Below are 25,992 nucleotides of genomic sequence, written 5' to 3' on the forward strand. Positions count from 1 at the left end.
CGATCGACATAACAACAGAGCTACACCCCGAAAGAACCGTTGACCGACCCCAACAGGAAGAGTCAAGTACAACATCACGCGACAGTTCGGTGAACCCCAGAGAAGTCCCAGGCTGCGCGCTCGGCGACCGCTTTCGACAACGGGTACGCCGCAAGCCCGGGGGTTGCAGGGTCGGTCCAGTCGCTTTCGTCGTAGTCACGCACGGGCTTGGGGGAGTACCCGATCGCGGCGAACGACGAGGTCAACACCACCCTCGATACGGATGCGTCGCGCGCAGCCCGGAGTAGACGCAGTGTGCCGTCGCGGGCAGGCACCAGTACCTCGTCCACGTTCGTCGTGTTCTCCGTCGAGTGAGCGCATCGTGCCTCGTACCTCGGTTCCGGACCGGAGAAGGTCGGCGATGAGGCGACTGCCGAGATAGCCGGAGGCGCCGGTGACGAGGACCTTGGTCATCTCAGCACCCGCTGCAGCTTCGGTGCGAGCGCTTCGATGCGTAGGCTCGCCGCGGCTTCGTCCGCCGCGTCGCCGCGTTCACGGGCGTCCCACAACGCTGCTTTGAACTGCAGGTAGTCGAGGTGAACGCGCAGCGTGTCGATCTCCTGTTCCACTCGGGTCGCGTGCCGCAGCAGCAGATCACGCTGGTCCCCGGCCGCGGCATTGCCGAGGGCTCGATTCGCTCGGTAGGTGCGCATGTCCTCGATCCCGACGCCCATACCGCGAAGGCATCCGAGAATGTACGCGTCGTCGAGGTCACGGTCGGTGTAGCGACGGTGCCCACTGCTGGCGTCTCGGTCTATCGGGCCGATGAGCCCGACCTCTTCGTAATAGCGCAACGTCGGCTCGCTGAGCCCGCTCTGTCGCGATACATCGCTGATGGTCAACAGTGTCATGTCCCCCATGACACCAGACCTGAAGCGCTTGAAGTCAAGCGAACATTGCCGAGACTTCTGAAGTAGTGGTTCCGGGGTCAGGCCACCGGGTCGAGCGGTTCGTCGGTGGTCGGTATCTGCGTGAGCGTGGCCAGCGCCGTCGCCAGGTCGGGATAGATGGTCAGAATGGAATCGAGCCCGACCAACTGCATCGGCCGACGCGTGTGCGGTCCGTCGGCGACCACCAGCGTTGTTACCGTTTCGCCTGCGGTGCGGTGCGCTGTGACCAGAGCAGCCATCCCGATCGACGCAAGGAATGTGACGTCGGAAAGGTCGACGATCAGCGCGGTCTGCGTCGACGCCAACGCCTGCTCGATTCCCGCACCGAGACGCGGGACCGTCAGCATGTCTACTTCGCCGCGGGCAGAGACCACGGCGGTGGTGCCCACGGTGTGGACGGTGACGTCGAGGCGGGTGATTTCGTCGTTCGAGGACATCGGTGTATCTCCTGCTCGATCAGCGGGCGGGTGGACCATGCAAACGCCGAGGTGAGCGAGAGCTGGCTAAGAATGAGCAGGCGTGTTGTCTTCACATGCGGGGCTGACGGGCGACTGCTTCACCGGCCTGCTGCGGACTATATCGTGGGGCGCAATCGTTGGATGTTCGCGTGCCCGCAACAGCGCCGGCGGGCGCGCAAACATCGCCGGCAGAGACCGGTGATGGTTCTTCTCGCAGGCAGGTGCGGTGGCAGCCATGCTCGGCTACCACCGCACCCGGGGGACCTCAGTCCCAGCTGTGCCCCTTGTTCCTTTCTGTCACGCGGCGGGGGTGCGCAGGATCGATGGGTATCCGTCGTCGCCGCGAGGTATCCCGAGCTGTTGATCGATGAAATGTGATGTCGCACATTTACTTACATCGGACTCGATACCCAGAACGGTGTGCCACCAACGTTCGCGCTCAGGGGCGTCGGGCCATACCACCGCGTCCGTCATGTCGAAATTCATCGAGAAACTCACCTCGCATGTAGTCGATGACCACGGGGATTGATCAGATATGAGCTGGTCAGGTCGAGTGTGTTTCGATCGACCGCTGCTCACCGGTGTCGCGTCGGGCATCGATGTCGATTTTGCGGGGTTTGGCGCGTTCGGCGAGGGGAATGGTCACCGACAGCACGCCGTTGTCATACGACGCGGAGATGCGGTCGGTGTCGATGCCGTCTCCGAGAGCCAACTGTCGACGGTAGGTGCCGGCGAAGCGTTCGGAGGATATCCATTGCACCCCATCGGTATCGGGGGCTGTTCGGTGGGCGGTGAGGGTCAGAGTCCCACGATCGACATCGATATCGATCGACCCGGGATCGACACCGGGCAGGTCGGCGCTCAGTACGTAATGATCGTCGAGTTTGTACAGATCCATCGGCATGAACCGGGGTGCACGATCGGAACCGAGCGATGTGCCCAGCATGGCCGAGGTGATCGAGTCGAGGTCACGGAACGGATCGAAGCGAAGCACAGCAATCACCTCCTGAACTTTCGATGCACCCGCCCCTGTGGCGGGCTGCTCTTCATCACTGTGCGATACAGAAATTAGCACTCTCACCCATACAGTGCCAAGACGCGTGCACACTTTTTTTCGAGAAATTTCTTCGGTGACGGCCGTCTCGCATCGGCGACCAATAGTGCTGCGCGAGTTCCATATCGAGCGCTCTCGACCACCGCGATGAGATCGACAAGTGGAAGTTTCGAGTGAGTCGGAACCGCGCAAGCACACACGATCGTGATCGAACCCGAGAGCAGCGTCGAGACACCGGCGATGGTGCCGATGGAGATGAGCACGACGCGCCGACCGGCGAGCCGGAGGTTTGAGGAGCCGCTCATGAGGTAAGCAGCCGTACCCGAGAGCAAGGAGTTCGACCATGAGCACAAGCGGTACACCAGCCGGTGGTACGTCATCCAACGACGACGGCCTGGGCAAGGACGGAACAATTCCGAACACCGACGACGGCGTAGCAGTTGGCCACACATCCGACTCGTCGTTCGAACCGGAGGAAGACGAGCAAGCGCCGGAGTAGCCGTCCGCCAAGAAGGGGAGTGCCCCGACGCCGGCGTCGCCCCGAGGATGCGTCGGCGGGCTAGTACACGAGCATCCTGTTCATCGGACAATCGCTCCCTCGTTGTCGCGAGGACGGACCTGGTGCCGACTGAGAATCGATATTCGATTGAATGCATTGATCGTGACTGCGACCCATTCAGCGGCGACGAAGGCGTCATCGCCGAGAACCGTTCTGGCGGACTCGAGGTCGGACTCCGAATCACGAGATATGGGCAACACGGTGGCAGCCTCGGCCACCGCGAGCACGGCCCTGTGCCGATCGTCGAACAGATCAGTCTCGCGCCAGGCAGGCAGCAGATCCAGCTTCTGCTGCGTTATCCCTGCCTTTCTCGCCTCACGGGAGTGTAGCTCGACGCAGAACGCGCATGCGTTGATCTGCGACGTACGCAGCTTGATGAGCTCGAGCTCCTGGACCGACAGTCCTCGCTGCAACGCCGACTTGCGGATTGCCGAGGAGAATTCGCTGGCGGCTGCCCATGCGTCGGGCATGACTTTGTCCAAGTACGGACGCATTGTGGCTCCCTTTGTCGAGCTGCTCATTCGCGGTCTTCCCATCTGAAGTCGGTCGCCGTACGTCCGCATGCACTCTCAGTGCAGTAAGGGTAGGACCGTTTGTCGCCTGCACGCCTTGGACCAGTGCTTACCCGACCCGTCCAGCGCGTTGAACCAGTGCGATGTCAGCGGGCAGCGGTAGGCGGAAGCGGCCTCCAGCGGCGATGTAGTCATCGCCGTGCTCGTGCAGATGGCTCGCGAACAACGGGCAGACCGGAACGACCACGAGGTTGTGGCGCATGCTGTCTGCGAGCGCCTCGAGCACCAAGAGCCGACCCAGACCTCGGCCGCCATAGTGTTGGTCCACCTCGGTGTGGAAGAAAATTCGCTCCGCCGTCGGTCCGTCGTGAGTATCGACGAATTGCGCCTGCCCAGCCAATGTTTCATCGGCTAGATTCACTGCGTAGTAGCCGATGGGGCCCGCTGTGTCGAGTGTGACCGTCACCGGTGCGCCGGTCTTGTCGAGCAATTGTTCGTTCATCTGGTCTGTCCTTTTTCGGTTCCGGAGAATCGAGAATGTCGATGGCAGCAACGTGCGTCTATCTGCGCGTCGCATGTGCTGAGGGGGCGCCGGCAGCGGAGTAGGTCAGTTCGAACCGGCCCGTATCCAACACGCGGATTGCGTGGGCGATCTTCGTGGCCACGGTCTCGACCGAGCCGAAGTACAGCGACCCCCGAAGCTGTCGATGCCGAACTCGAGCCGTGAAACCTCTACCATGTGACAACTCTTTTCACTGTCTCTTCCAGGCACGGACCAACGAGAAACGTTGTCGAGCAGTGACTTCCATTCCGGGGTCGAGATGAAGGAGGTCAGCTGTCCATCGGACCTGCGATCGCTGCACGGTTCGATGAGAAACGGTACGGACCGGGCCGTCTCGCGTCAAGACGAACCGTTCCGTATCGCCGACGGCCGTATCCAGCTAGGGTTTCTGGCATGCCCGCGAACTCGAGCGACCCAACTCGGCGTAACGAGCGCTCACGTCGTGCAATCCTCGATGCGTCCATGTCTCTGATCAGCGAGGTGGGGTACGACAACGTCTCGATCGAGGCGATTGCCAAGCGAGCATGCGTCGGCAAACAGACGATCTACCGATGGTGGCCGTCCAAGGGCGCGGTGGTGCTCGAAGCCGCTACACACAGCCTCGATCCGGTGGTCGCGTTTCCCGATACCGACAACCTCGTCGCCGACCTGCGGTCCCAACTGATCAGAACCATGGACGTGGTCACGAATACCGGCTTCGGGCAAGCTTATCGAGGCTTGATCGCTGCCGGCCAGTCCGACAGTGATCTGTTGCGCGCCGTTTCCGACCAGATCATCGAACCGAATGTCGCAGCGTTCGGGGCGCGTATTTCGCTGGCTCAGGATCGCGGCGAGTTGAGCGCCGACGCAGACGTGCAGACCCTGCGTGACGTGCTGTACGGGGTCATCGAGTATCGGCTGTTTCATTCGATGCCGATCGCACCCAGTGACATCGACGCCGTTCTGGAAATCGCGTTCAGCGGTGTTCGCTAGCGGTCGTTCGATTTCGAGAAATTACCCAGGAGCACTTTCGTGGAGGCGATGATGGAAATGCACAACAACACTTGGCCCGCACTGCCGGTGGATTCGTGGATCGACACCAGGGACACGGTTCAGCTGTGGACTCAGATCGTCGGCAAGACGCGCATGGCACTCGGGCCGGAAGTGAACCACTGGTGGGGAGTTCCGCTGTACGTGGACGCGCGGGGTCTCACCACGTCCCTGATGTCCGCCGACAACTGCGGACTGGAGATCCGCTTCGACTTCCTGGAGCACGAGCTACTGTTCCTCGTCACCGACGGCAGCACCCGTCGGATGAAGCTGAAACCGCGGACGGTCGCCGACTTCTACGCCGAGTACGCCGGCCACCTGCGTGATCTGGGATTCGACATCGCGATTGTCGGAACTCCCGTCGAACTGCCCGATGCGACCCCGTTCGCCGAAGACACCGTGCATGCCTCGTACGACGCCGACGCTGTGTCTCGCTTCTGGCGTTCTCTCGTCAGCGCGCACGGCGTCTTCTCGAAGTTTCGTGGCGAGTTTCGTGGAAAGTCGTCACCTGTTCATTTCTTCTGGGGCGCATTCGATCTCGCCGTCACCCGGTTCTCGGGGCGACCTGCACCCCAGCATCCCGGTGGCGTACCGAACTGTCCGGACTGGGTCATGCACGAGGCGTACAGCGATGAGGTTTCGAGCGCTGGTTACTGGCCCGGTGGCGCCGAAGAAGGCGTTTTCTACGCGTACGCGTACCCGCACCCCGACGGATACGACACACATCGGGCAGTCCAAGCTCCCGCGTACTGGGATGCCGCACTGGGCGAGTACGTACTGCCGTACCACCTCGTGCGGCAAGCTCCGGATCCCGAGACCATGATTCTCGACTTCCTCAGGCAGACCCACCGTGCAGCCGTCGAGACGGCGGGGTGGACTTAAAACGAACGTGCGACGGTCCGGCGCGGACGCGCGTCACTGAGCCGGCCGAAATCAAGTGCAGAACTCGTGCGAGCTATGGGTCGGTCTCGCCGTCCGCGGGTGCGGTGCGTTGATCTGCGATTGCGCGAGTGCGTTCGAAGGCGACCACGATCAGAGCTATCGGGATGATCGCGGCGAGTACGAAGGTGGAGCCGCCGCGGTTCTGTGACGATGCCAGTGTTCGGGGAGTCGAGTCGTGATCGGCACCGCGGATCACCAGTTGCGCAAGTACTCGATCGCTCGTGCTTGCGCCGCGTCGGAATCCGGATGAGTGTAGAACGCAAAATGTGTGCCGCGATCCAACGTCAACAGTTCTGAGCCGGTGATGCCGGCGTGAGCGTGTGCACTGTTCTCCGGTAGGACATCGGAATCCGCACTACCCTGCACCAGAAGAGTGGGAGCGTTGATCGACGCCCATCCGGGGTCGGCGGTCTCGGCGAACTGGATCAGATCGTTGTCCCATCCCGCTTTGCGGCGGCCGGTCTGCGAGGCAGTCAGCGCCATGTCGAGTACGAACTGCTTCTTCACCGGATTCGAGTCGATGTATTTCACGTGCTCGTCGAATTCATCACCGCTGAGCGAACTCTCATCGGACACGGCGCCCTGGATGACCTGGAGAGGTTGGTGCTCCACGAGTTTCTTCATCAACCAGTCACCCACCCTGGTGGTTTGGAAGATGCGTGATGAGAGGTCGGGTGTCGGGTTCGTCCACTGTTCACTCAGACACGCGATCGCCACCAACGCACCCGTCCTCTCCGGATGAGTGGCGGCGAATCGGAATGCCGACGGGCCTCCTCCTGACCATGCAAGGACGCCCACCTTCTCGATTCCGAGTTCGTCGAGCAACGCCGCGTACAGATCGGCCTGCTCTTGCGGGGTGCGGCGATCGCCGAGTTCGGTTCCGAGGTAGCCCGGCCGAGACAGCATTATTGCTTGGAACTCGTCGGCGGGAAGGAAACGAGCCATGGCGTCAGCGGCGTCGATGCCGCCCGGCGAACCGTGCAACACCACTACCGGTTTGCCAGTGCCGCGGACCGCGTACTCGATCGGTCCGCGCGCCGTGGTCACGACTCCGACATCGTTCAGTTGCTCCATGGCTCCTCTTCGACACTCGTTGATCAGTGAATAACACTAGCGAGAAATCGCGTCGCCACCTCGCCCGATTCGTGTGAGATGTCCGGCGGTGTGGGGTGAGCGAATGTCACATTCGGTCCCTTCGGCGTGAGCGAATGTGACATTCGGTCACCTTGGTGTGAGCGAATGTCACAGCCGGTCACTCAGAGTGGGTGAATGGCGCCTTCGGTCACCGCGATGTGAGTGAATGTGACATTCGGTCCCCTCGGCGTGAGCGAAGGTGACATTCGGTCCCCTCGGTAGGCCAGGAATAGTCGCCGCACCCGATGATGGCACGGACTGTGGACTCTCCGGGCGATGTGTGTGCTCCGCCGACGTTCGGCGGTGCGTAGGCACTGGCGCTCGGGGTCCATACCGCTCAACGGATGCGAGATTTCATAGTGCGTGCACGTCACGCCGGCGCGTTGCGTATTGTCGCTTTCGTCGGTGTGACGAACGAGCGTCGGAGCGTACGGCTTCGAGGAATTGAGAATCCTGTGTCGCGTCCGTCGACGAGCACTGTGTTGTCGAGGCTTCTCGTGTTGGTTTTCGCTGCGATCGTCGGTGTCGTGTCGGTTCCCGCGGCGGCCGCACCTTTGCCATCACTACCGGATTGGGGGACCGGGTCGTCCGGCTCACTCATCCCCGGCCCTCCCACCTCGGGCCCACCGACGTCGGGAGAACCGCAACCGGCACGCTGGTACTCCAGGTTCTACGTCATGACGAGTCCCCGTGTGCAGGATCTTGGGTTGACTCTTACTTTCAGGTCGGCCAATTTCGATGTCGACTGTGTGACGGTGCAACCGAACCAGGTGCTTCTGACGGGAGAACCCCGGGGCAGGACCGACCTGATCGCGGCCACAGGACAGGGCTGTCCCGAGGAGAGTTTCAAGGCCGAGTTCGGCCTCCGGAGCAGTGACGGCAGCCTGTCCGTCCACTTCATAGTGGATTACGACAGAGGACCATCCGGTGCGTACGTGGCTTCTCCTCACTGCCCACGGCCCGTCTTGCCCATTCTGGGGTGTTCTGCCGGCTACGAGGCGATAGCACTTTCTTGATACGCCCGATGGGCTGAAGTCGGGGACTTCTTCCAGTCTGCACCCGCACACGTGTCCAACCCGTGTCGACGGGGCATCTTCTCGGCTGTGGGGGTACAGGCGCCGAGCCGCCCGTGGCCGCAATTCGACAGTCGTACAGACCCCGGGCCGACACCCGCAGGAAGAGCCAGTTCTTGTGATGCGGGCTCTGTCGGCGTGCGCCGGGGCCGAGCCGGAACGTATCGGCGTACGCGGAGCACGTTTCGGGTCGAGGCCCCGACGGGTTACGTGCGTATTTCCTGACCGCGCGGTTATTTCCCGCACGTAACGACTCTGAACGGGTCCGTTGAGCGGACCAGTGCAGTCCGAGCAACGGGGTCGTAGTGGTTAGTTTTGCGTCCACGTTGAAATGCGACTGGGTCCGCCCAGTGATCCACGACACTATGTGCTCACCTTCCCGGGGATGAGGATGGCAATCGACCCAGGGACGCACAGCGAGCAGAAGAGGCCCTATATGAGCTCGATTCAGGGTTCAACCGAAGAGTTCCGGATGACCTCACCGTTGAAAGGAGCTCGCACCACTGTCACCAAATCGTTCCGAGCTCCACCCCTTGTCAGGTTTCTGTGCGCGCGTGTCGCACGAGGCTTCGTAGTCCTGTTCTTGCTGTCGGTTCTCGCGTTCGGTGTCGTGCACCTGATCCCGGGCGATCCGGCCGAGACTCTCGCAGGTCCATACAGTGACGCTGAAACTCGGGCGCAGATCACGCGAGATCTCGGCCTGGACGGTTCACTGCTGTCGCAGTACGTCACATGGATAGGCAATGCGCTGCGCGGTGACTTCGGAATTTCCTACGTCAACGGACTTCCCGTCGGGGAGTTGATCATGGCGCGAATTCCGAACACCCTGCAGTTGGCTGTCGGTGCGACGCTGGTCTCGGTCCTGTGGGGAGTCACGTTCGGCCTCGTTGCCGCAATGAAGAAGGGCAAGCCTTTCGATTGGTTCACTCGGGGTGCGACTTTCCTGGGGATGGCAACCCCGGTCTTCGCGTTCGGAGTCGCGTTGGTACTCCTCGCGTCGACGGCCTTCCCCGGTTGGCCGACTCTCGGATTCGTGCCCTTTGCCGAGAACCCGTCTCAGAACCTGGCGAGCTTGGTTCTTCCCTGTCTCGCAATCGGATTGCCGCTTGGTTCCACGATCTGCCGCTACATGCGGACCTCGATGCTCGAGGTATACGACCAGGACTTCATGCGAACCGCGTTGGCAACTGGTAGCACTCGGTCGCAGGCGACAATTCGACACGGATTCCGCAACGCATCTGCGCCGGTCGTCACCATCGCCGGACTGCAAATCGCGGGCATCGTCGGCGAATCCATTCTGGTGGAGAACGTATTCGCGATTCCCGGGATCGGTCAGCTGACCATCACGGCAATCAACAACAACGACTATGCGGTGACCCAAGCGTGCATCCTGCTGCTCGGCGCGGTGTACGTCGTGATGAATCTTGTAGTCGACCTGCTGTATCCGCTGATCGATCCCAAGGTAGGTAGGTCTTCATGACAGTCGACAAAGCGGGCACACCGCCGGTCCGCGCAGGCAAGTCGCGAACATCGTTGTGGGCCTTCGTCAAAGCTCGCCCGGGTCTGACGGTCGGTGTGTCGATACTGCTGGTGCTCTTCGCGATGTCCGTTCTCGTCGGAATCATTCGGCCGTTCAGCGCCACCGAAGTTGCTGGAATCCCCTTCACCGGACCGAATTCGATCAACTGGCTCGGCACCGATGAACTCGGACGCGACTACTTCGTGCGAGTGTGTGAGGCAGCCCGCACGTCGTTGACCATATCCGTGTGCGCGGCCTTGCTTGCGATGGTTGTCGGCTCGGCAATCGGGTTGCTCGCGGGGCTCGAAGGCGGCAAGGTCGATTCGATACTCATGGGCGGCATCGACCTTCTGGTGTCGCTGCCATCCATCATCGTCGCGCTCGGCGTCGTCGCAATATTTTCTCCCACGACCACGACTCTTGTCATCGTGCTCGCCGTCGTGTCGGTCCCGAACTTCGCGCGCGTCGTGCGATCCAGGTGTCTCGAACTGAGAGAACGCGAATTCATCATGTCGGCACGTGTGTCCGGCGTGTCCACGTTCCGCATCGCGGTGCGGCACCTGCTACCGAACGTGCTGATGGTCATCACTGTTCAGCTGTCGAACACGGCCGCCATCGTGATTCTGATGGAATCGGGCCTCAGCTACCTAGGGCTCGGCGTGCAGCCACCGACACCGAGCTGGGGAAAGATGATCGCCGAATCCCAGAGCTACATGGTCGAAGCGCCGTGGCTACCGCTTGTGCCGTTCGTTGCCTTGCTCGTCACGTCGTGCGCTTGGGGCCTCATCGGAGAGGGATTCGGATCGAAACGCAAAGCTGCGCGCTGACGCACACTCTCCAGCATTCATTTCCAGTCAACGCTTTTGGCGTAACGAAAGGTCATTCATGAAGTTCCCATCCAGGCGATCCAAGACGGCGGTCTTCGCCGCCGCCACGGTAATGTCGATCGTGCTCGCAGGCTGTTCGGGAGCAGCGAGCACTACCGACACGGCGACTGCGGCGACCGGGGATCCGGTACGTGGTGGCACACTCGTGGTGGGCGAGGACACCCAGCCGGTCAGCGGATTCGATCCCATGCTGGCTCAGGCACTCGACGCCAAACGCATCGTGTCGCAGTTCTACGAGGGGCTGCTGTCGATCAACTCGAGTTTCGACGAAGTACAGCCCGGATTGGCGAGTGAGTGGACGCAGCTGTCGGAGACCAAGTACAGCTTCACGTTGCGCGACGGTGTCACATTCCACGACGGGGAAGCGGTGAAGCCATCGGACGTGGTGTTCAGTTTGAATCGAATCGCCGATCCGAACCAGAGCTCACCGTACAAGCGCCTCTACGACCTCAAATCGGTTACCGCTGTCGATGATTCGACCATCGAGATCGAGACAAACGAGCCGCAGGCGTCGTTGCTCACCTTGCTCGCGCAGCCGTGGAGCGGGGGAATCGTCAGTGAGGCGTGGTTCACGAGTCGCACACCCGATGAGATCAAGACCTCGGAGAACGGTACGGGACCGTTCACGCTGTCGGAATTTCGCGAAGGTGCGCTCATCAAGACTGTGCGCTTCGACAACTACTGGGAAGGCGACAAGCCGTATCTCGATGGCATCGATTACCGGCTGATCCCCGCCGAGGCGACGCGTGTGCAGGCCATCGGTTCGGGTTCGGTGGACATGATCGAGGTCCGGGCATCGACCAACGCAGACTCGCTGGAAGGGCGCGGCGTCAACATCGGACCGGCGTACGGCATCGGAACCGCGTGGTACGCGCTGGACACTCTCGACGGGCCGCTCGCTGACGTCGAGGTCCGGCGGGCGTTGAGCATGGGAATCGATCGCGAACAGATGATCGATGTCGCGACATTGGGTACGGGCACATTCAGTTACGTGATTCCGCCTGCGGATCCTTTCGGCACCGAAGCCAGCGACGAATCGCCCTACTACAAGTACGACCCCGATGCCGCGCGGGAGGCTCTCGCCGCAGCGGGTGCCGAGAACCTCACACTGACCATGCTGGTTCGCTCGGACAATCCGAAGTCCGTGTCGACTGCAGAGTTGATGAAGCAGCAACTCAGCGTGATCGGTGTGAACCTCGAGATTCAGACGGTTCCGTTCAACCAGGTCGTCAATGCGATTACCGGCGGCGACTGGAACGCCGACATCGTCACGCTGAACTCCGCTCTCAACGCGGACCCGAGCCAATACCTCGACCTGTGGTTCGCCGAGGGTGCACCGGGAACCAAGGTGAACGATCCAAAGCTGTGGTCGATGATGGACGAAGCTGCACGAATCACCACGGGTACCGAGGACCGCCGCGCCAAGTACGAGGAGATCGGCGAGTACGTCGCTGACAACGCACTGTTGCTGGTTCCGTATGCATCGCCCATCGTGTACGACGCGTGGGGCGAGCGGGTGCACGGTTTCGACGCCGACCTCGCCGCGGCGCGCCTGTTCACGAAGAATGTATGGATCGGCTGATGAACGCCGAGACGCAGGAGCAACCGGGTTCGGTCATCGAGGTGCGGCCCGATCCTGTGGTGGACATTCGAGGACTCACCATCGCCTACGGTGACAGCAGTCCTAGCGTCAAGGGTGTCGACCTGGTCGTCCAGCCTGGTGAGATCGTCGGCCTGATCGGCGAGAGCGGCAGCGGGAAGAGTTCGGTCGCAATGGCGTGCCTGGGCCTGCTCGACGGCTCGGCCCGCGTTGACGGTGACCGCTTCTCGGTGTGTGGGACCGATATGGTCACCGCGGGTCAGAGCGAGTTGGTCAGTCTTCGTGGACGACGCGCTGCCATGGTCTTCCAGGACGCGATGGGTGCACTCGATCCCTGCACGCGGGTGGGCAAGCAGGTCGCCGAGGTGGTCAAGCGTCATCGTGGTCTCGGCAAACGAGAGTGCGCCGATGCCGTGATCGATCTCTTCGAGCGGGTCGGCATTCCCCAGGCGCGCACGCGAGTCAGACAGTATCCGCATCAGCTGTCCGGCGGTCTTCGGCAGCGGGTAGCGGTGGCATTGGCCCTTGCGGGCGAGCCCGAACTTCTGCTCGCGGACGAACCGACCACCGCGCTCGACGTCACTGTCCAGGCCGGCATACTCGAGCTGTTCCGTTCGGTGCGGGACGAGTTCGGGATCGCAATCCTGTTGATCTCGCACGATATCGGCGTCATTGCCCAGACGGCGGACCGGGTTGCGGTGATGCTCGACGGCGCCATCGTCGAACAGGGCGATGTAGAAGACGTGCTGCTTCGTCCTCGGACGGCGTATACCCGAGAGTTGCTGCGGGCTGTGCCGACGATCGAGCGCACTGCAGCCGAGGACGAGACATCCACTGCGGCTTCGCCTCCCCAGGGCGAACCGGTGTTCTCGGTGCAGAACCTTTCGCGGTCGTACGGCAGCGGCCGCGAGACGGTCAACGCACTCAGCGACATCAGTCTCGACGTGCACCGGGGTGAAGTGCTGGGCATCGTAGGTGAATCCGGTTCCGGCAAGAGCACATTGGCCAAGATCCTGATTCAGCTGGAGACTCCGACAACGGGTTCCGTGTCGTTCGAAGACACCGGATACGCCGGCATGGGGCGCGCCAAGCTCAAGCAATTCCGCAGCGCGGTTCAGATGGTGTTTCAGCATCCGACCGGATCGCTCAATCCCAGGTTGAGGGTGGACAAGTCGGTCAGCGAGCCGCTGATGGCAACCGGTGCCGAGGTCAACGCCACTCGTGTTCGCCAGGTTCTAGGTGAGGTCGGTTTGCCTCAGGACTGCGGCGACAGGCTTCCACACCAGTTCTCGGGCGGTCAGAAGCAGAGAATTGCCATCGCGCGGGCGATCGTGGCCTCGCCGGAGGTCGTCCTACTGGACGAGCCCACATCGGCTCTCGACGTCACCGTCCAGGCGCAGGTTCTCGAGTTGCTGGCACGCATTCAGCGTGATCGCGGCCTGACCTACATCCTGATTTCACACAACCTTGCGGTGGTCCGAGCGATCAGCGATCGAGTGGCGGTAATGAAGGCAGGGGAGATAGTCGAACTCGGCACTCCTGCTGAGGTATTCGACAATCCATCCCATCCGTACACCAAAACGCTCGTCGCGGCGGTTCCGTCGGTCGATCCACGGCACCGACGCCGCGCAGCGATCGGACCGACCGCGTCCTGAAGCAAAGGAAGAGCATGGACACGCAATGGCTCGATGCCACTGCTCAAGCAGATCTGGTGCGGACGGGCGAACGGTCGTCGCGTGAGCTCGTCGAGGATGCGATCGAACGCATCGAGCGACTGAATCCGACGCTCGGCGCCGTCAACAATCCTCGGTACGAGGCGGCGCTCGAGGAGGCGGACGGTGTCGATCCGTCGGCCCCGTTCGCCGGGGTGCCGACGCTGCTCAAAGGGCTCACGGCGATGGCGGGCGAGCCGAACGATCGTGGCAACGTGGTTCTGAAGGCACTCGGGACCACAGCTACGTCCGATGCCGTCATCACCACACGTCTGAAGAGGGCGGGATTCGTCATTCTCGGGCGGTCTGCGGCACCGGAACTCGGGGTCCTGTCGACAACGGAGAGCGCGGCATACGGAGTCACCAGAAATCCGTGGCGTCTCGATCTGACGTCCGGTGGCTCGTCAGGAGGTGCGTCGTCGGCTGTGGCGTCGGGGATGGTGCCGGTGGCGCACGGCGGCGACGGGGGTGGTTCGATTCGGATGCCTGCCGCGTTCTGCCATCTGGTCGGCCTCAAACCGAGTCGAGGGCTGATCAGTAGTGGCCCTGCCACCGCCGACAGATGGGGCCACAGTGTGCCCGCCGTACTGACCAGAACGGTGCGCGACACGGCAGGCATCATCGATGCGCTCGCCGGCGGTGAGCCTGGCGACCAGGGGCGGCCGGCGCCCATCGAGGGCGGACTTCTCGGCGCGCTGTCGCGGGAGCCGACACGGCTCAGAATCGGCTACGTCACCACGCCGGAAGGTTCGGCCGAACCGATCCAACAGCAGGTCGCAGATGCAGTGTCGGACGCTGCTCGCCTGCTCGAGCACTTGGGTCACGATGTCGAGGAGTCATATCCGGCAACCATGTTCGACCCTCGCAATCTCGAAGCATTCTTCGACTCCTTGAGTGTCACGGTGGTGCAAGCCGTCGATGCCATCGAGAGAGAAGTCGGCCGTACCTTGGAATACGACGAGTTGGATGTGGTGACCAGACTTTGGGACACCCGTGGTCGTCAGATGTCCGGCGTCGATCTCGCCGATTCTCTCGGATGGTTGGGCGGACTTCGGTCGAGAATGGGTCAGTGGTGGGCATCGGGGTTCGATCTGTTGCTGTCCCCGGTCTTCGCTACCACCGCGCCGACGCTGGGATGGCCGTGGGCCGAACCCGGCGGTATCGAGAAGACGGTGGATGTGTTGACCTACACTGCGCCGATCAATTCGACGGGCCAGCCCGCTATTTCGATTCCCTTCGGGTTCACACCCGCCGGTGAGCCATTGGCCGTGCAACTCGTCGCGGCATTCGGGCGGGACGATCTGCTGATTACCACTGCTGCTCAGATCGAGGCCGCTCGGCCTTGGGCGCACCACGTACCATCGATGACAGGATTGGTCCAACGATGACCGTCGACACGACAGTTGCCATGCTGGACGCGCGGCTCGAAGCCAGCGTGCGAGCGGGTATCGAGCGCCACGCAGACCTGCTCGTCGACATCAGCCATCGGATTCATGCCTCGCCGGAATTGCGGTTCGAGGAATTCGCTGCATCCGCATTGCTCGCTGATACGCTGGAGGCCAATGGCTTTCGAGTCGATCGCGGCGTGGCAGGACTCCCGACCGCCTTTGTCGGTGAGTTCGGGTCCACGGCGGATGGCCCGACTGTCGCATTCTTCCTGGAATACGACGCGCTCGAGGAGATCGGGCACGGCTGCGGACACAATGTCATCGCGGCCATGGGACTCGGTGCTGCCGTGATCGCGAAAGAGTGGATGGAGGAGCAGAAATCGCCGTGCGGACGGATCCTGGTCGTCGGTAGCCCAGGGGAGGAAGGCGGCGGCGGGAAGAATCACCTCATCGACGGCGGAATCATCGACGACATCGACGCCGCGATGCTCATCCATCCGTCGGGCGAAAACATCTCTGGAATGCGGACATTGGGCCGAGTCGCCCTCGAATTCGACTTCGAAGGCAAAGCCGCCCACGCAGCAGTAAGCCCCCACCTGGGCCTCAACGCACTCGACGCGACCGTCCTCACACTCAACGCCATCGGCCTACTGCGCCAACAACTACCCACCGACGCCCGAGTACACACCATCGTCACCAACGGCGGCCAGGCAACCAACGTCATACCGGAACACAGCACCATCCGCGCCTACATCCGCGCCGAAGACACCGAATACCTCGTCGACCAACTACAACCCAGAATCGAGAACTGCGCCCGCGGAGCAGCACTCGCCACCGGAACCACCGTCACCATCACCACACAATCACCCACCTACGCCGCCCTCGCACCCAATCCCGTCCTCGCCGACCTGATCGAGTCGAACTTTCGGCGGGTAGGTCGAGAAGTCGAATCATTGCGCGGCGAGGTGTTTCCAGGCTCGACGGACATGGGCAATGTCAGTCAGCTGGTTCCATCGATCCAACCCAACATCGAGTTCGAACCGGGACTGGGAATGCACAATCGCGAGGCCGCGGCTCTCGCAGGAGGACCGGTCGGCGATCGGGCAGTGCGCGACGGTGCCCAGATCATGGCAATGACGGCCCTGCAGCTGTTCTCGACTCCATCTCTGATCGCCGATGTGCGTGCCGCGTTCGACCTCGGAGTGAAGGTGGGACTGTGACATCCGCCGGAGGGCAGTACGGACTGGAGTTGCGCAGGTACTACGCGTCGACGACATTCGGCCAGATCCATTTCGTCGATGCAGGTGAAGGCGAGCCGATTTTCCTGCTCCATCAAACACCACGCTCGTGGGACGAGTATCGCGATGTCATACCGATTCTTGCGCAACACAATCGGATCATCGCGATGGATACCTTGGGGTTCGGCGCATCGGACAGCCCCGCCGAGCCATGGACGATCGAATTGTTCGCGGCGGGTGTTCTCGCCTTGGCGGATGCCCTCGACATCGAGCAATTCGGGATCGTCGGGCATCACACCGGCGGGGTCGTCGGAATGGAAGTAGCGGCAGCTGAACCCGAGCGGGTGGCGTTTCTCGTACTGTCCGGTGTGCCGTACGTGGACGCCGAACGTCGGGCCGCGGTCCGCTCCAGGCCTCCGATCGACGCCATCGATCACTCCGCCGACAGTCCTCCCGTCACTCAGATGTGGCGCAAGCGTGAACCGTACTACCCGAATGACCGCCCGGATCTGCTCGCGCGTCTCGTCGCGGACGCGCTTCGTGTCGGTGATCGAGTGGAGGAGGGGCATGTGGCGGTCAATTCGTACTCGATGGAAGATCGTATCGGCCTCGTCGCCGCACCGACGCTGGTGGTATGCGGTGAATTCGACTCGTTCTCACTGCCCGACGTCCCCAAGCTTCAGCGCAGGCTGGTGCGATCGGAGAAGACCGTCATCGCCGGAACGGGGGTTCCGTCGGTCGATCACGTCCCTGAAGCGTTTGCCGAGGCGATCGCGACATTCGTGGCACAGGTCGGTTCAACGCAACCTCCTGGCTCCCGCCACCAGTAGACCGAGAGCCAAAACGGACCCCGACACCATGACGGTCGACACAGCCACGCTGTCGGCACCGAGTACACCCACCAACGGCGCGGCCACCGCCGCTGCCGCGAACTGTGCGAATCCCAGCAGGGCAGAAGCACTTCCCGCGGACTCGCCGTGACGAGTCAACGCAAGAGCCGGGACATTGGGCGTGGCGAGCCCGACGCAGGCCAGGACGAACAACAGCGGAATCTCGAAGCCCCACAGTCCGCCGGTGTCGGTCGCCGCCATCGTCACGAAGACAACTCCTGACACGACGGCGCCTGTGAGCGCGCCGATGGTCACCTGCAGCGGCGCCCAACGACCCAGGAGTAGCACATTCACCTGTGATGCCACGGTGATCACTACCGCACCGAGGGCGAATATTGCGCCGAATACGGCGATGCTGGAGCCGAATTGAACCTGGACCACGAAGGCCGACCCCGCGATGTATCCCCACTGCACGATGCGCACGATGCCGCCGACAACAACGTAGAGCGCGAACGACCGATCGGCGAGTAGCGTGCGATAGCTGCCGAACACCGCGCGGATGCCGGCCGGCCGACGCGAGTGAACCGGCAATGTTTCCGGCATCGCCAGCACCGCGATCAGGACGGCCACGAGTCCGAGGCACGCCAGGACCAGGAAGACGCCGCGCCACGGCATCACTGTCAGCAGAAGGCCGCCGACAGAGGGCGCGATGATCGGCGCGACTCCGATGACCAGAATGATGCGGGAGAGCATCACAGCCGCCGATCGACCGACATAGAGATCTCGCACCACTGCCATCGCGACGACGCCCGCCGCCGCTGCGCCGAAGCCCTGTACGACGCGAAACGCAGTCAGCAACGGAACTGTCGTGGCGAAGACGCAGAGGACCGATGCCGCGATGTGGATCGTCGTGCCGACGATGATCGGCCGTCGACGTCCTCGGATATCCGAGTACGGACCGATGATCAACTGACCCAACGCAAGACCGAGCAACATCCCGGTCAGTGTCAACTGCACGGAGGCCACCGTCACGCCCAGCTCCGAACCGATTGTCGGTAGCGCCGGAAGATACAGCGATACCGTCAGCGGTCCGAGTGCAGTCAGTGCGCCGAGGATCAGCACCAGTGCAACGGTGGAGCGTCCTGTCGTGTTGCCGGACGTCAGGGTGGGGTGTGTGGTTCGACTCGGGCCGTCCGAACTCACACTCCGACCCGGATGCCCGGGGTGAAAGACTGTGTGACGGCATGCGCGAGGTCCGGTGATCGAAAGAGCCGGATGGCAGCGCCGGCGAGAATGAACGCACCGTCCACGATTGCCGCGTCCCCTTCGGGGCCCACAGCCACTTCTGCGGCAGCGCGAGTGTGCATCCCCAGTCCTGGCACGAGCTCGATGCACGGGTGGATCGACGGCACTATCTGGCTGACATTGCCCATGTCGGTCGACCCTGGAAATGCATGTGTACGAGTGGGTTCGGATCGTCGTCCGACCATGGTGAAGCCATCTTCGATCAGGTCGGCGAGGACGGGATTGGGTGCGAGGGCGGCGTAGGTGGGTGATTGTGTGGTGATGGTGACGGTGGTTCCGGTGGCGAGTGCTGCTCCGCGGGCGCAGTTCTCGATTCTGGGTTGTAGTTGGTCGACGAGGTATTCGGTGTCTTCGGCGCGGATGTAGGCGCGGATGGTGCTGTGTTCCGGTATGACGTTGGTTGCCTGGCCGCCGTTGGTGACGATGGTGTGTACTCGGGCGTCGGTGGGTAGTTGTTGGCGCAGTAGGCCGATGGCGTTGAGTGTGAGGACGGTCGCGTCGAGTGCGTTGAGGCCCAGGTGGGGGCTTACTGCTGCGTGGGCGGCTTTGCCTTCGAAGTCGAATTCGAGTGCGACTCGGCCCAATGTCGCCATGGCAGCGAGATTCTCGCCCTCGGGATGCATCATCATGGCGAAGTCGATGTCGTCGATGATTCCGCCGTCGATGAGGTGATTCTTCCCGCCGCCGCCTTCCTCTCCTGGACTGCCGACGACGAGCAGTCTGCCCGGTCCGGTGTCGGTGCGGCCGAGCCATCGTCTGACTGCGAGTGCGGCGCCGAGGCCGAGTGCCGCGATGACGTTGTGTCCGCAGCCGTGCCCGATCTCCTCTAGCGCGTCGTACTCGAGGAAGATCGCGACGGTGGGTCCGTCGGTTGCCGATCCGTATGCGGCGACGAATGCCGTTGCAAGTCCGGCAATTCCGGTCTCGACGTCGAACCCTTCTCGGCGCAGAACCTCGACCAACAGTTCGCTCGCGAAGTGCTCGGTGAATCGAAGTTCGGGGCGAGCGTGGATCCGGTGGCTGATGTCGAACAACTCGGATTCGATTGCGGTGATGTCGTCGCGGATCGCCTCGACGATCTCCTTGCTCAGAGCGAAATCGGAAACGTTGACGGAGCTGTTCAACTTCTGGCCATCCTTCGGCGTCGACGCTAGTGCAGTTGAATGCACGGTTGCAGTGTGCATTCGTGGACGCAACGTCTTGGGTCTGATCAGTGAACCACACCTGTTGTGACTGTTGCTGTGGTGGGAAAGAGTCCGGATCTGTCCGAATTCGGTTCGAGAGGAGAACATCATGACGACCAGGATCGAGGTCGGTGTGCGACTACCAGCGTGTCGGCCGGTACCGGACATGGCAGATGCAGCACGTGTCGCCGAATCGCTCGGTTTCGACCAGGTGTGGATTCCCGACTCGCAGTTGCTGTGGCGCGATGCATTCATGGTTGCCGGTGCCTGTGCCGCTGCCACCAGCACGCTCGGCATAGGAACAGCAGTCACCAACGTGGTGACCAGACACCCGAGTGTCGTCGCATCTGCCGCACGGACCGTGGCCGAACAGGCTGTCGGCAGATTCTCGCTCGGTATCGGGACGGGCAACAGTTCGGTGGAACCCATCGGCATGCGCGCGAGTACCCAAAGCACCCTTCGAGACGGCATGTCGATGATTCGAACATTGAGCGAGGGACAGACGTACGATTTCGGCTCGGTGCAGTCTCGGCTCAGAGAACCGACCGACTTTCCCGTGCTCGTCGCGGCAACCGGTCCCAAGAATCTCAGGTTCGCAGGCGAAGTGGCCGATGGTGCGATCTTGCTCAGCGGTGTGTCCGAGTCGGCGTTGAAGGACAGTGTGGAGCTGGTGCAGTCGGGCGCCGACTCTGTCGGCCGCGGGCCGATACCGATCACTGCGTCAGCCTTCTGCGCGATCAGCGACGACATCGAAAAGGATGCGCGGTCACTCAAACCCATCGTGGCGGGTATCGCACAGCACGGCGGCAGACGCTCGCTCGAGCGTGCGGATATTCACGTCACCGTGCCCGCCTCCGTCGATGGGATATACCCGGATCTGATCCACGCCGAGGACTGGGACACTGCTGTCGATGTGTGCGGACGGTGGATCAGTGATGCCGACGCGCTGAAGTACGCGCGGGAGTTCTGTTTGTTCGGAACTGCAGAGGAGGTCAGCGCCGGAATCGAGACAGCCGCCGACGCCGGAATCAGCAGAGTGCTTCTGCAGCACGTGGGTTCCTACGACCTGCCGTTCGCGCTGATGGAGAGCTTCGCTGCGGCCTACCTGGTTCACTGAGCGGTCCCGGACTGTTCCTTCCACGTGCGGGTGGCGGTTACGTTGAGTGCGTCAGCAGCGGCAGACGAAACGGAGTTTCACGTGAGCGAAGATGCAGTTCGGGTGATCGAGCTGTCGGGCCCATTCGTCCGCTCGGCCGGGCGAATGCTGGTCGGAATCGGCTACGAGGTCGTGTTGGTCGAGCCGGTCGACGGCGACGAGACGCGACGCGAGCTCGGAGGCCGCGGCTTCGCTCACTGGCACGCAGGCAAGTCCTCCGTGGCCCTCGACGAGAACACCGCCGAGGGCCGTCGAGCATTGACGGCGTTGCTCGCCTCCGCCGATGTCGTCCTCGACGGCAGACCGGTGAACAGTGCACCGGTCGAGGCGCCCGAACATGTTGTGTATGTGCGAGCAACCCCCTTCGGAACGACCGGTCCACGGCGCGACTGGGTCGGCACCGATCTGACGGTCGCCGCACTCGGCGGGATGATGGCGCAGGTCGGAGACCCGGATGGGCCGCCGCTGTTGCTACCGGAAGGGCAAGCGGAGCAGTTGACCGGTGTCAACGCGGCGATCGGCGCGGTGCTCGGTGTTCTTGCCCGACGCGGCGGCCACGCTGGACAGTTCGTCGATATCGCTGCGCAAGAATGTGTTGCGGCGAGTCTGGAAGCGGGCGTGCTCGCGTACGTGCACGAGGACCGGGTTCCTCCCCGACCGGGGCGGGTTCATCCTCTGGTCCCACACGGCCTGTTCGACGCCGCGGACGGCCGTCTCGGTGGGGGTCTCGGCGGTAGCCCTCGCATGTGGGATGCGCTGGTGAAGTGGTTGACGGAGATCGGCGCGCAGGAGGACCTCGGCGACCCACGCTGGATGGACCCGCGTGTTCGAAAAGCCGAGCAGGAACACATCTTCGACGTCCTGGCTGGAATACTGTCGAAGTGGCCGAAGGAAGAGTTCGCAGCTGCCGCACAACAGCATCGCCTGCCGTGGGCTGCCGTCGATCGGCCCGACGAGACGTTGCGCAATCCGCAACTGAACGATCGTGACTTCTTCGTCGATGTGGAAACCGCGGACGGAACCATCAGGGATCTGGGCTTCGGATTCGCTTTTCCCGAGGGCCGCAGACCAGGACGTCTGATCGCGCCCGAACTCGGCGCCGACCAGGGGCTGCTCACGGAGTCGCGCGCACAGGTCCGCCGACCGGTCGGCGGGGCCGCAACGGATTCGCGGGCGCTCGACGGTATTCGAGTCCTGGACCTCACGTGGGTGCTGGCAGGTCCGTACTGCACTCGTATCCTCGCCGACCACGGGGCCGAGGTGATCAAGGTCGAGTCGCTCGGGCGTCCGGACCCGACACGGTTCGCTCCGTTCATGCATCTGTCCCGAGACGCACACGACGATCCGAACACCAGCGGCTACTTCAACGACGTCAATCGAAACAAGCGCAGCATCTCCCTCGACACCAAGACACCGGAAGGCCTTGCGGTACTCCGTGACCTGGTTGCAGTGAGTGATGTGGTGGTGGAGAATTTCAGCTCGTCGGTCATGGACAAGATGGGCCTCGGCTACGAGGAGCTGGAGAAGATCCGACCGGGAATCATCTACACCTCGATGTCCGGGATGGGGCACACAGGCCCCCGACGCGACTGGGTGTCGTATGCCGATATCGTCTCTGCCAGTAGCGGTCTCACGGCTCTGACCGGGTGGTCGGCCGAGGACGTCATCGGTGTCATCTACGGGCACGGCGACATCGTCGCAGGCCTGCAGGCGGCGCTCGGCATCCTCGCAGCCCTCGACTATCGGGAGCGCACCGGCCGCGGCCAGCACATCGACCTCTCGCAGTTGGAGGCGATGGCGTCGCACATGGGTACGAGTGTCGTCACCGCCACCGGTGCGGGTGAGATTTCAGCGCCTATCGGCAATGCTCACCGACGTTTCTCCCCGCACGGTGTATTCCGTTGTCTGGGAGTGGACAGATGGTGTGCCTTAGCGATTCGCGACAACCGAGAGTGGGACGCCCTGTGCCGCATCGTCGGACGCGAGGACTGGATCGGCGACCCTTCGCTCGCATCACCGGATTCCCGACGCCTACGCGACCTCGAGATTTCCGAGGCGATCACCGCGTGGACGAGTGTCCGCCCGGCGTCGATGGTGCAGGAGCAGTTGCAGCGAGCCGAGATCGCCGCCGGCGCAGTACAGGACGGCCGTGATCTGGTGGAATTCGATGCTCACTTGCGTGAGCGATCGTTCTACGTCGCCGCTCATCATCCTGTCGCAGGGGCCTTCCTGCACGAGGGGACGCCGGTACGGATGCAGGGCACCCCGGGTGGGGTACGCACTGCTGCGCCTGTTCTCGGCGCCGACACGGGCGAGATTCTGCGCTCTGTTCTCGGCTATGCGCAGGCCGACATCGACGGGCTGGAAGCGGCCGGCATTCTGCGGTGAGAACCGAAGTCGGACATGGATCGATTCACACAATCTCGAGGAGAAACAATGCGCGCTGCAGTCCTACACGCTTACGGTGAGAGTCCGGTCGTCGAAGAGGTCGACACACCGATTCGGGCGGAGGGTGAGACGCTCGTCAAGATCGAAGCAGCAGCTCTCGGTCATCTCGATATGACCGTCGCCAGTGGAACGTTCGGTGTCAAGCCCACGCTGCCGCATATCGGTGGAACGGACGGGGCCGCCATCGTGGTGGAGTCGGACACGTTCGAGATCGGGTCGAAGGTGCTCGTGCGTGGACGTGGAATCGGCCTGTTCAAGAACGGGTGCTGGGCGGAATACGTCGTGGTCAAGGATTCGGCGCTCCGATCCTTCGACGTAGGACTCGATCCAGCGATCGCCGCGACCTTCTTCCTGCCGAGCACCACCGGCTACGTTGCGGTCAACGACGTCGCTCAGGTGCAAGCCGGCGAGCGTGTGATCATCGCTGGTGCATCGGGAGCCGTCGGTGCGATGGCTGCGCAACTCGCGTTGCTTGCAGGTGCATCCGAGGTGATCGGTGTGGTTCCTCGCGAGGATCAGGTGGCGTTGGTGCCCAAGGGAGTCCGTACCGTCGTGGGGCGCGGAGAAGCGCTCGCCGAATTGTTGGGGACCGAACCCATCGCCGATGTGCTGATCGACACCCTCGGCGGCGATATTCTTCCGCATCTACTGAAGGTGATCGTGCCAGGAGGTCGTGCAGCGCTCGTGGGCTACACATTGGGGACGGAACTGCTTGTCGATCTACCGAATTGGCTGCTCAGTGACGTCCGGCTGCTGCCGGTGAACATGATGCGTCAAGGAGATCGGCAGGCTGAACTTGCCCCGAAACTGATCGAGCTGCTCGTCTCGGGTGAGCTGGTACTGACGGTGCAGCGCTTTGCACTCGACGACATCGCCGACGCGCTGACATCGATGCGCGAGGGTAAAGTCAGTGGTCGTGCAGTCGTCATCCCCAGTTCCTAGCCTTCCTTCCTCGGTGACAATCCCCGCGCTGCTGCGTTCTCGAGCTGCAGAGTGCGGGGACTCAGCGGCGATGATCGTGTCGGGTGTGTCGTACTCCTACACCGAGTTGGCGGAGCGAGCAGCGACGATGGGCGGTGCCCTGCACGCGAGTGGGGTGCGGCAGGGTGATCGGCTGGCGGCGATGATGGGCAACCGGGTTGAACTGGTGGACGTGCTTCTCGGTTGCGCATGGATCGGCGCCGTCGCAGTGCCGTTGAACCCAGAGCTGCGTGGGGACAGTCTGACGCACGTTCTCGGGGATTCCGTTGTGCGACATATGATTGCGGAGGGCGCGCACGCCGAGCGCGTGCGGGAGTTGGGCTACCGCGATCGGCTGTGGGTCCTCGGCAACGACGACGCGCCGCGACCCGGCATCTGCGACGCGATTGCTCCGGCGGACATCGATCCCCTCGATACGGCGATGGTGTTGTTCACCTCCGGCACGACCGGACCACCCAAGGGCGTGCGATGCCCGCATGCGCAGAACCTGTTCTGGGGGGAGAGCGTCGGCCGAGCGCTGGAGCTGGCACCGGGCGATGTGTTGTTCAATTGTCTGCCGTTGTTCCACACCAACGCGATCAACACACTGTTCCAGGCATTCGTCGCAGGCGCCACGGCGTCGGTGGGCACACGATTCTCGGTCCGCAGGCACTGGCACGATGCAGCCGAGACCGGTGCGACCGTCATGTACCTGCTCGGGGCGATGGTCGCGATGCTCGATGCGGCGCCCGTGTCGGACTCGGATCGCGCGCACTCGGTGCGGCGAGCGTTGTCGCCGGCAACCCCGGCGCATCTGCACTCGTCGTTCGGCACGAGGTTCGGGGTTACGCTGATCGACGGGTTCGGTAGTACCGAAACGAATTTCGTCGTCGGCAATTCGCTGTCGGAACTGCGACCGGGCTATCTCGGGAAAGTTCGCCCCGGGTACGACGCTCGAGTCGTCGACGGCGACACCCCGGTGCCGGATGGTTCGGCGGGAGAACTGGAGGTGCGTTCGTGTCGCGAGGGCGCCTTCGCGACAGGCTATCTCGGAGAAGCGGAGCCGGATCCTCGGTCCTGGAGGCGAACCGGTGATCGGGTGATCCGTGAATCCGACGGTTGGTTTCGGTTCGTCGACCGGATCAAGGAGGTCATTCGGCGCAGAGGCGAGAACATTTCCTCGGCCGAGGTGGAGGGCGTGTTGAGCTGCCACCCCGACGTCATCCAGGTTGCGGTGTATCCGGTGCCATCGGATCTGGCGGAGGACGAGGTGATGGCCGCGGTTGTCCTGCGACCGGGATCCGAACTCGACCCGGCAGACCTGCTTCGGTTCGGAGAGCCTCAGTTGCCGTATTTCGCGCTACCTCGCTATGTCGACGTCGTCGACGTGCTTCCGCTGACAGAAACCGGGAAGGTTCGCAAGACTGAGCTGACCGCCACCGGTGTGGGCGCCGATACGTGGGATGCAGTTCTGGTCGGCTATCTCCCGACACGCACTACGTAGATGTCGGCA

At 62.8% G+C, this 25,992-nt stretch carries 24 protein-coding genes and 1 pseudogene; 14 read left to right on the forward strand and 11 right to left on the reverse strand.

All coding sequences use genetic code 11. The annotated features are described in order from the left end of the window. Positions 1–74: 74 nt before the first annotated feature. From RY1_RS29640 to RY1_RS08825, 5 genes and pseudogenes are all read right to left on the reverse strand, one after another. Positions 75–453, reverse strand: a pseudogene (locus RY1_RS29640) (NAD-dependent epimerase/dehydratase family protein). Next, positions 450–890: a MerR family transcriptional regulator gene (locus tag RY1_RS08810; protein WP_072803394.1), complete on the reverse strand. Its 441-nt coding sequence runs from the start codon at positions 888–890 to the stop codon at positions 450–452. Before RY1_RS08810 ends, RY1_RS29640 begins: the two are co-directional and overlap by 4 nt. 77 nt (positions 891–967) lie before the next feature. Continuing rightward, the gene (locus RY1_RS08815) at positions 968–1,366 is read right to left on the reverse strand and encodes an STAS domain-containing protein (protein ID WP_072803165.1); all 399 of its coding nucleotides are present in this window, start codon (positions 1,364–1,366) and stop codon (positions 968–970) included. Positions 1,367–1,684: 318 nt separating this feature from the next. Continuing rightward, on the reverse strand, positions 1,685–1,873 hold the full coding sequence (locus RY1_RS08820; RefSeq protein WP_072803166.1) for a hypothetical protein: 189 nt from the start codon (positions 1,871–1,873) through the stop codon (positions 1,685–1,687). Between the two features lie 58 nt (positions 1,874–1,931). Continuing rightward, the gene (locus RY1_RS08825) at positions 1,932–2,381 is read right to left on the reverse strand and encodes an Hsp20/alpha crystallin family protein (protein WP_072803395.1); all 450 of its coding nucleotides are present in this window, start codon (positions 2,379–2,381) and stop codon (positions 1,932–1,934) included. 403 nt (positions 2,382–2,784) lie between these two features. On the opposite strand from RY1_RS08825, the gene RY1_RS30080 reads away from it, so the two are divergent. Beyond that, entirely contained in the window at positions 2,785–2,940 is a 156-nt protein-coding gene (locus RY1_RS30080; protein ID WP_169914615.1) for a hypothetical protein, read from the forward strand. Between the two features lie 80 nt (positions 2,941–3,020). Here the strand turns inward: RY1_RS30080 and RY1_RS08835 are convergent, their stop codons facing one another. Together RY1_RS08835 and RY1_RS08840 are read right to left on the reverse strand one after the other, a co-directional pair. Continuing rightward, positions 3,021–3,494 (reverse strand): carboxymuconolactone decarboxylase family protein, encoded by a 474-nt coding sequence (locus RY1_RS08835; protein WP_072803168.1) that lies wholly within the window; start codon positions 3,492–3,494, stop codon positions 3,021–3,023. A 127-nt stretch (positions 3,495–3,621) separates the two neighbouring features. Further along, positions 3,622–4,014: an N-acetyltransferase gene (locus RY1_RS08840; RefSeq protein ID WP_072803169.1), complete on the reverse strand. Its 393-nt coding sequence runs from the start codon at positions 4,012–4,014 to the stop codon at positions 3,622–3,624. Positions 4,015–4,467: 453 nt separating this feature from the next. Between RY1_RS08840 and RY1_RS08850 the strand changes: the two genes are divergently transcribed. Both RY1_RS08850 and RY1_RS08855 read left to right on the forward strand, forming a co-directional pair. Next, complete coding sequence (locus RY1_RS08850; RefSeq protein WP_072803171.1) at positions 4,468–5,046, forward strand: TetR/AcrR family transcriptional regulator; 579 nt, start codon at positions 4,468–4,470, stop codon at positions 5,044–5,046. A gap of 57 nt (positions 5,047–5,103) precedes the next feature. After that, positions 5,104–5,985, forward strand: coding sequence for a DUF5996 family protein (locus tag RY1_RS08855; RefSeq protein ID WP_371829457.1), 882 nt, complete (start codon positions 5,104–5,106; stop codon positions 5,983–5,985). A gap of 73 nt (positions 5,986–6,058) precedes the next feature. Here the strand turns inward: RY1_RS08855 and RY1_RS08860 are convergent, their stop codons facing one another. Together RY1_RS08860 and RY1_RS08865 are read right to left on the reverse strand one after the other, a co-directional pair. Then, positions 6,059–6,241 (reverse strand): hypothetical protein, encoded by a 183-nt coding sequence (locus tag RY1_RS08860; RefSeq protein WP_072803172.1) that lies wholly within the window; start codon positions 6,239–6,241, stop codon positions 6,059–6,061. Further along, entirely contained in the window at positions 6,238–7,119 is an 882-nt protein-coding gene (locus RY1_RS08865) for an alpha/beta fold hydrolase (RefSeq protein ID WP_072803173.1), read from the reverse strand. The genes RY1_RS08860 and RY1_RS08865 overlap by 4 nt, the downstream gene beginning before the upstream one ends. 1,605 nt (positions 7,120–8,724) lie before the next feature. Here RY1_RS08865 and RY1_RS08880 point away from each other — a divergent pair. From RY1_RS08880 to RY1_RS08910, 7 genes are read left to right on the forward strand one after another with little or no spacing between them, the layout of a single operon-like run. Further along, entirely contained in the window at positions 8,725–9,732 is a 1,008-nt protein-coding gene (locus tag RY1_RS08880) for an ABC transporter permease (protein WP_072803397.1), read from the forward strand. Then, complete coding sequence (locus tag RY1_RS08885; protein ID WP_084727273.1) at positions 9,729–10,598, forward strand: ABC transporter permease; 870 nt, start codon at positions 9,729–9,731, stop codon at positions 10,596–10,598. The genes RY1_RS08880 and RY1_RS08885 overlap by 4 nt, the downstream gene beginning before the upstream one ends. Positions 10,599–10,656: 58 nt before the next feature. Then, the gene (locus tag RY1_RS08890; RefSeq protein ID WP_072803176.1) at positions 10,657–12,240 is read left to right on the forward strand and encodes an ABC transporter substrate-binding protein; all 1,584 of its coding nucleotides are present in this window, start codon (positions 10,657–10,659) and stop codon (positions 12,238–12,240) included. Further along, complete coding sequence (locus RY1_RS08895) at positions 12,240–13,913, forward strand: dipeptide ABC transporter ATP-binding protein (protein ID WP_072803399.1); 1,674 nt, start codon at positions 12,240–12,242, stop codon at positions 13,911–13,913. The genes RY1_RS08890 and RY1_RS08895 overlap by 1 nt, the downstream gene beginning before the upstream one ends. 14 nt (positions 13,914–13,927) lie before the next feature. Then, complete coding sequence (locus RY1_RS08900) at positions 13,928–15,358, forward strand: amidase (protein ID WP_072803177.1); 1,431 nt, start codon at positions 13,928–13,930, stop codon at positions 15,356–15,358. Continuing rightward, the gene (locus RY1_RS08905; RefSeq protein WP_072803178.1) at positions 15,355–16,578 is read left to right on the forward strand and encodes an amidohydrolase; all 1,224 of its coding nucleotides are present in this window, start codon (positions 15,355–15,357) and stop codon (positions 16,576–16,578) included. The genes RY1_RS08900 and RY1_RS08905 overlap by 4 nt, the downstream gene beginning before the upstream one ends. After that, positions 16,575–17,426 carry an alpha/beta fold hydrolase gene (locus RY1_RS08910; RefSeq protein WP_218019780.1) on the forward strand — a complete coding sequence of 284 codons (852 nt, stop codon included), beginning with the start codon at positions 16,575–16,577 and terminating at the stop codon, positions 17,424–17,426. The genes RY1_RS08905 and RY1_RS08910 overlap by 4 nt, the downstream gene beginning before the upstream one ends. On the opposite strand, the gene RY1_RS08915 is transcribed toward RY1_RS08910, so the two are convergent. Together RY1_RS08915 and RY1_RS08920 are read right to left on the reverse strand one after the other, a co-directional pair. Continuing rightward, entirely contained in the window at positions 17,394–18,629 is a 1,236-nt protein-coding gene (locus RY1_RS08915) for a multidrug effflux MFS transporter (protein ID WP_084727274.1), read from the reverse strand. The genes RY1_RS08910 and RY1_RS08915 overlap by 33 nt on opposite strands. Beyond that, the gene (locus tag RY1_RS08920; protein ID WP_245819564.1) at positions 18,626–19,900 is read right to left on the reverse strand and encodes an amidohydrolase; all 1,275 of its coding nucleotides are present in this window, start codon (positions 19,898–19,900) and stop codon (positions 18,626–18,628) included. Before RY1_RS08920 ends, RY1_RS08915 begins: the two co-directional genes overlap by 4 nt. A 124-nt stretch (positions 19,901–20,024) precedes the next feature. Between RY1_RS08920 and RY1_RS08925 the strand changes: the two genes are divergently transcribed. From RY1_RS08925 to RY1_RS08940, 4 genes are all read left to right on the forward strand, one after another. After that, the gene (locus tag RY1_RS08925) at positions 20,025–21,032 is read left to right on the forward strand and encodes an LLM class flavin-dependent oxidoreductase (RefSeq protein ID WP_072803179.1); all 1,008 of its coding nucleotides are present in this window, start codon (positions 20,025–20,027) and stop codon (positions 21,030–21,032) included. An 81-nt stretch (positions 21,033–21,113) separates the two neighbouring features. Next, entirely contained in the window at positions 21,114–23,459 is a 2,346-nt protein-coding gene (locus tag RY1_RS08930; protein WP_072803180.1) for a CaiB/BaiF CoA-transferase family protein, read from the forward strand. A gap of 48 nt (positions 23,460–23,507) precedes the next feature. Next, on the forward strand, positions 23,508–24,461 hold the full coding sequence (locus tag RY1_RS08935; protein WP_072803181.1) for a quinone oxidoreductase family protein: 954 nt from the start codon (positions 23,508–23,510) through the stop codon (positions 24,459–24,461). A 13-nt stretch (positions 24,462–24,474) separates the two neighbouring features. Continuing rightward, the gene (locus tag RY1_RS08940; RefSeq protein WP_281249964.1) at positions 24,475–25,983 is read left to right on the forward strand and encodes an AMP-binding protein; all 1,509 of its coding nucleotides are present in this window, start codon (positions 24,475–24,477) and stop codon (positions 25,981–25,983) included. Positions 25,984–25,992 lie beyond the last annotated feature (9 nt).

It is taken from the genome of Rhodococcus yunnanensis NBRC 103083 (assembly GCF_001895005.1).
Taxonomy (GTDB): domain Bacteria; phylum Actinomycetota; class Actinomycetes; order Mycobacteriales; family Mycobacteriaceae; genus Rhodococcoides; species Rhodococcoides yunnanense.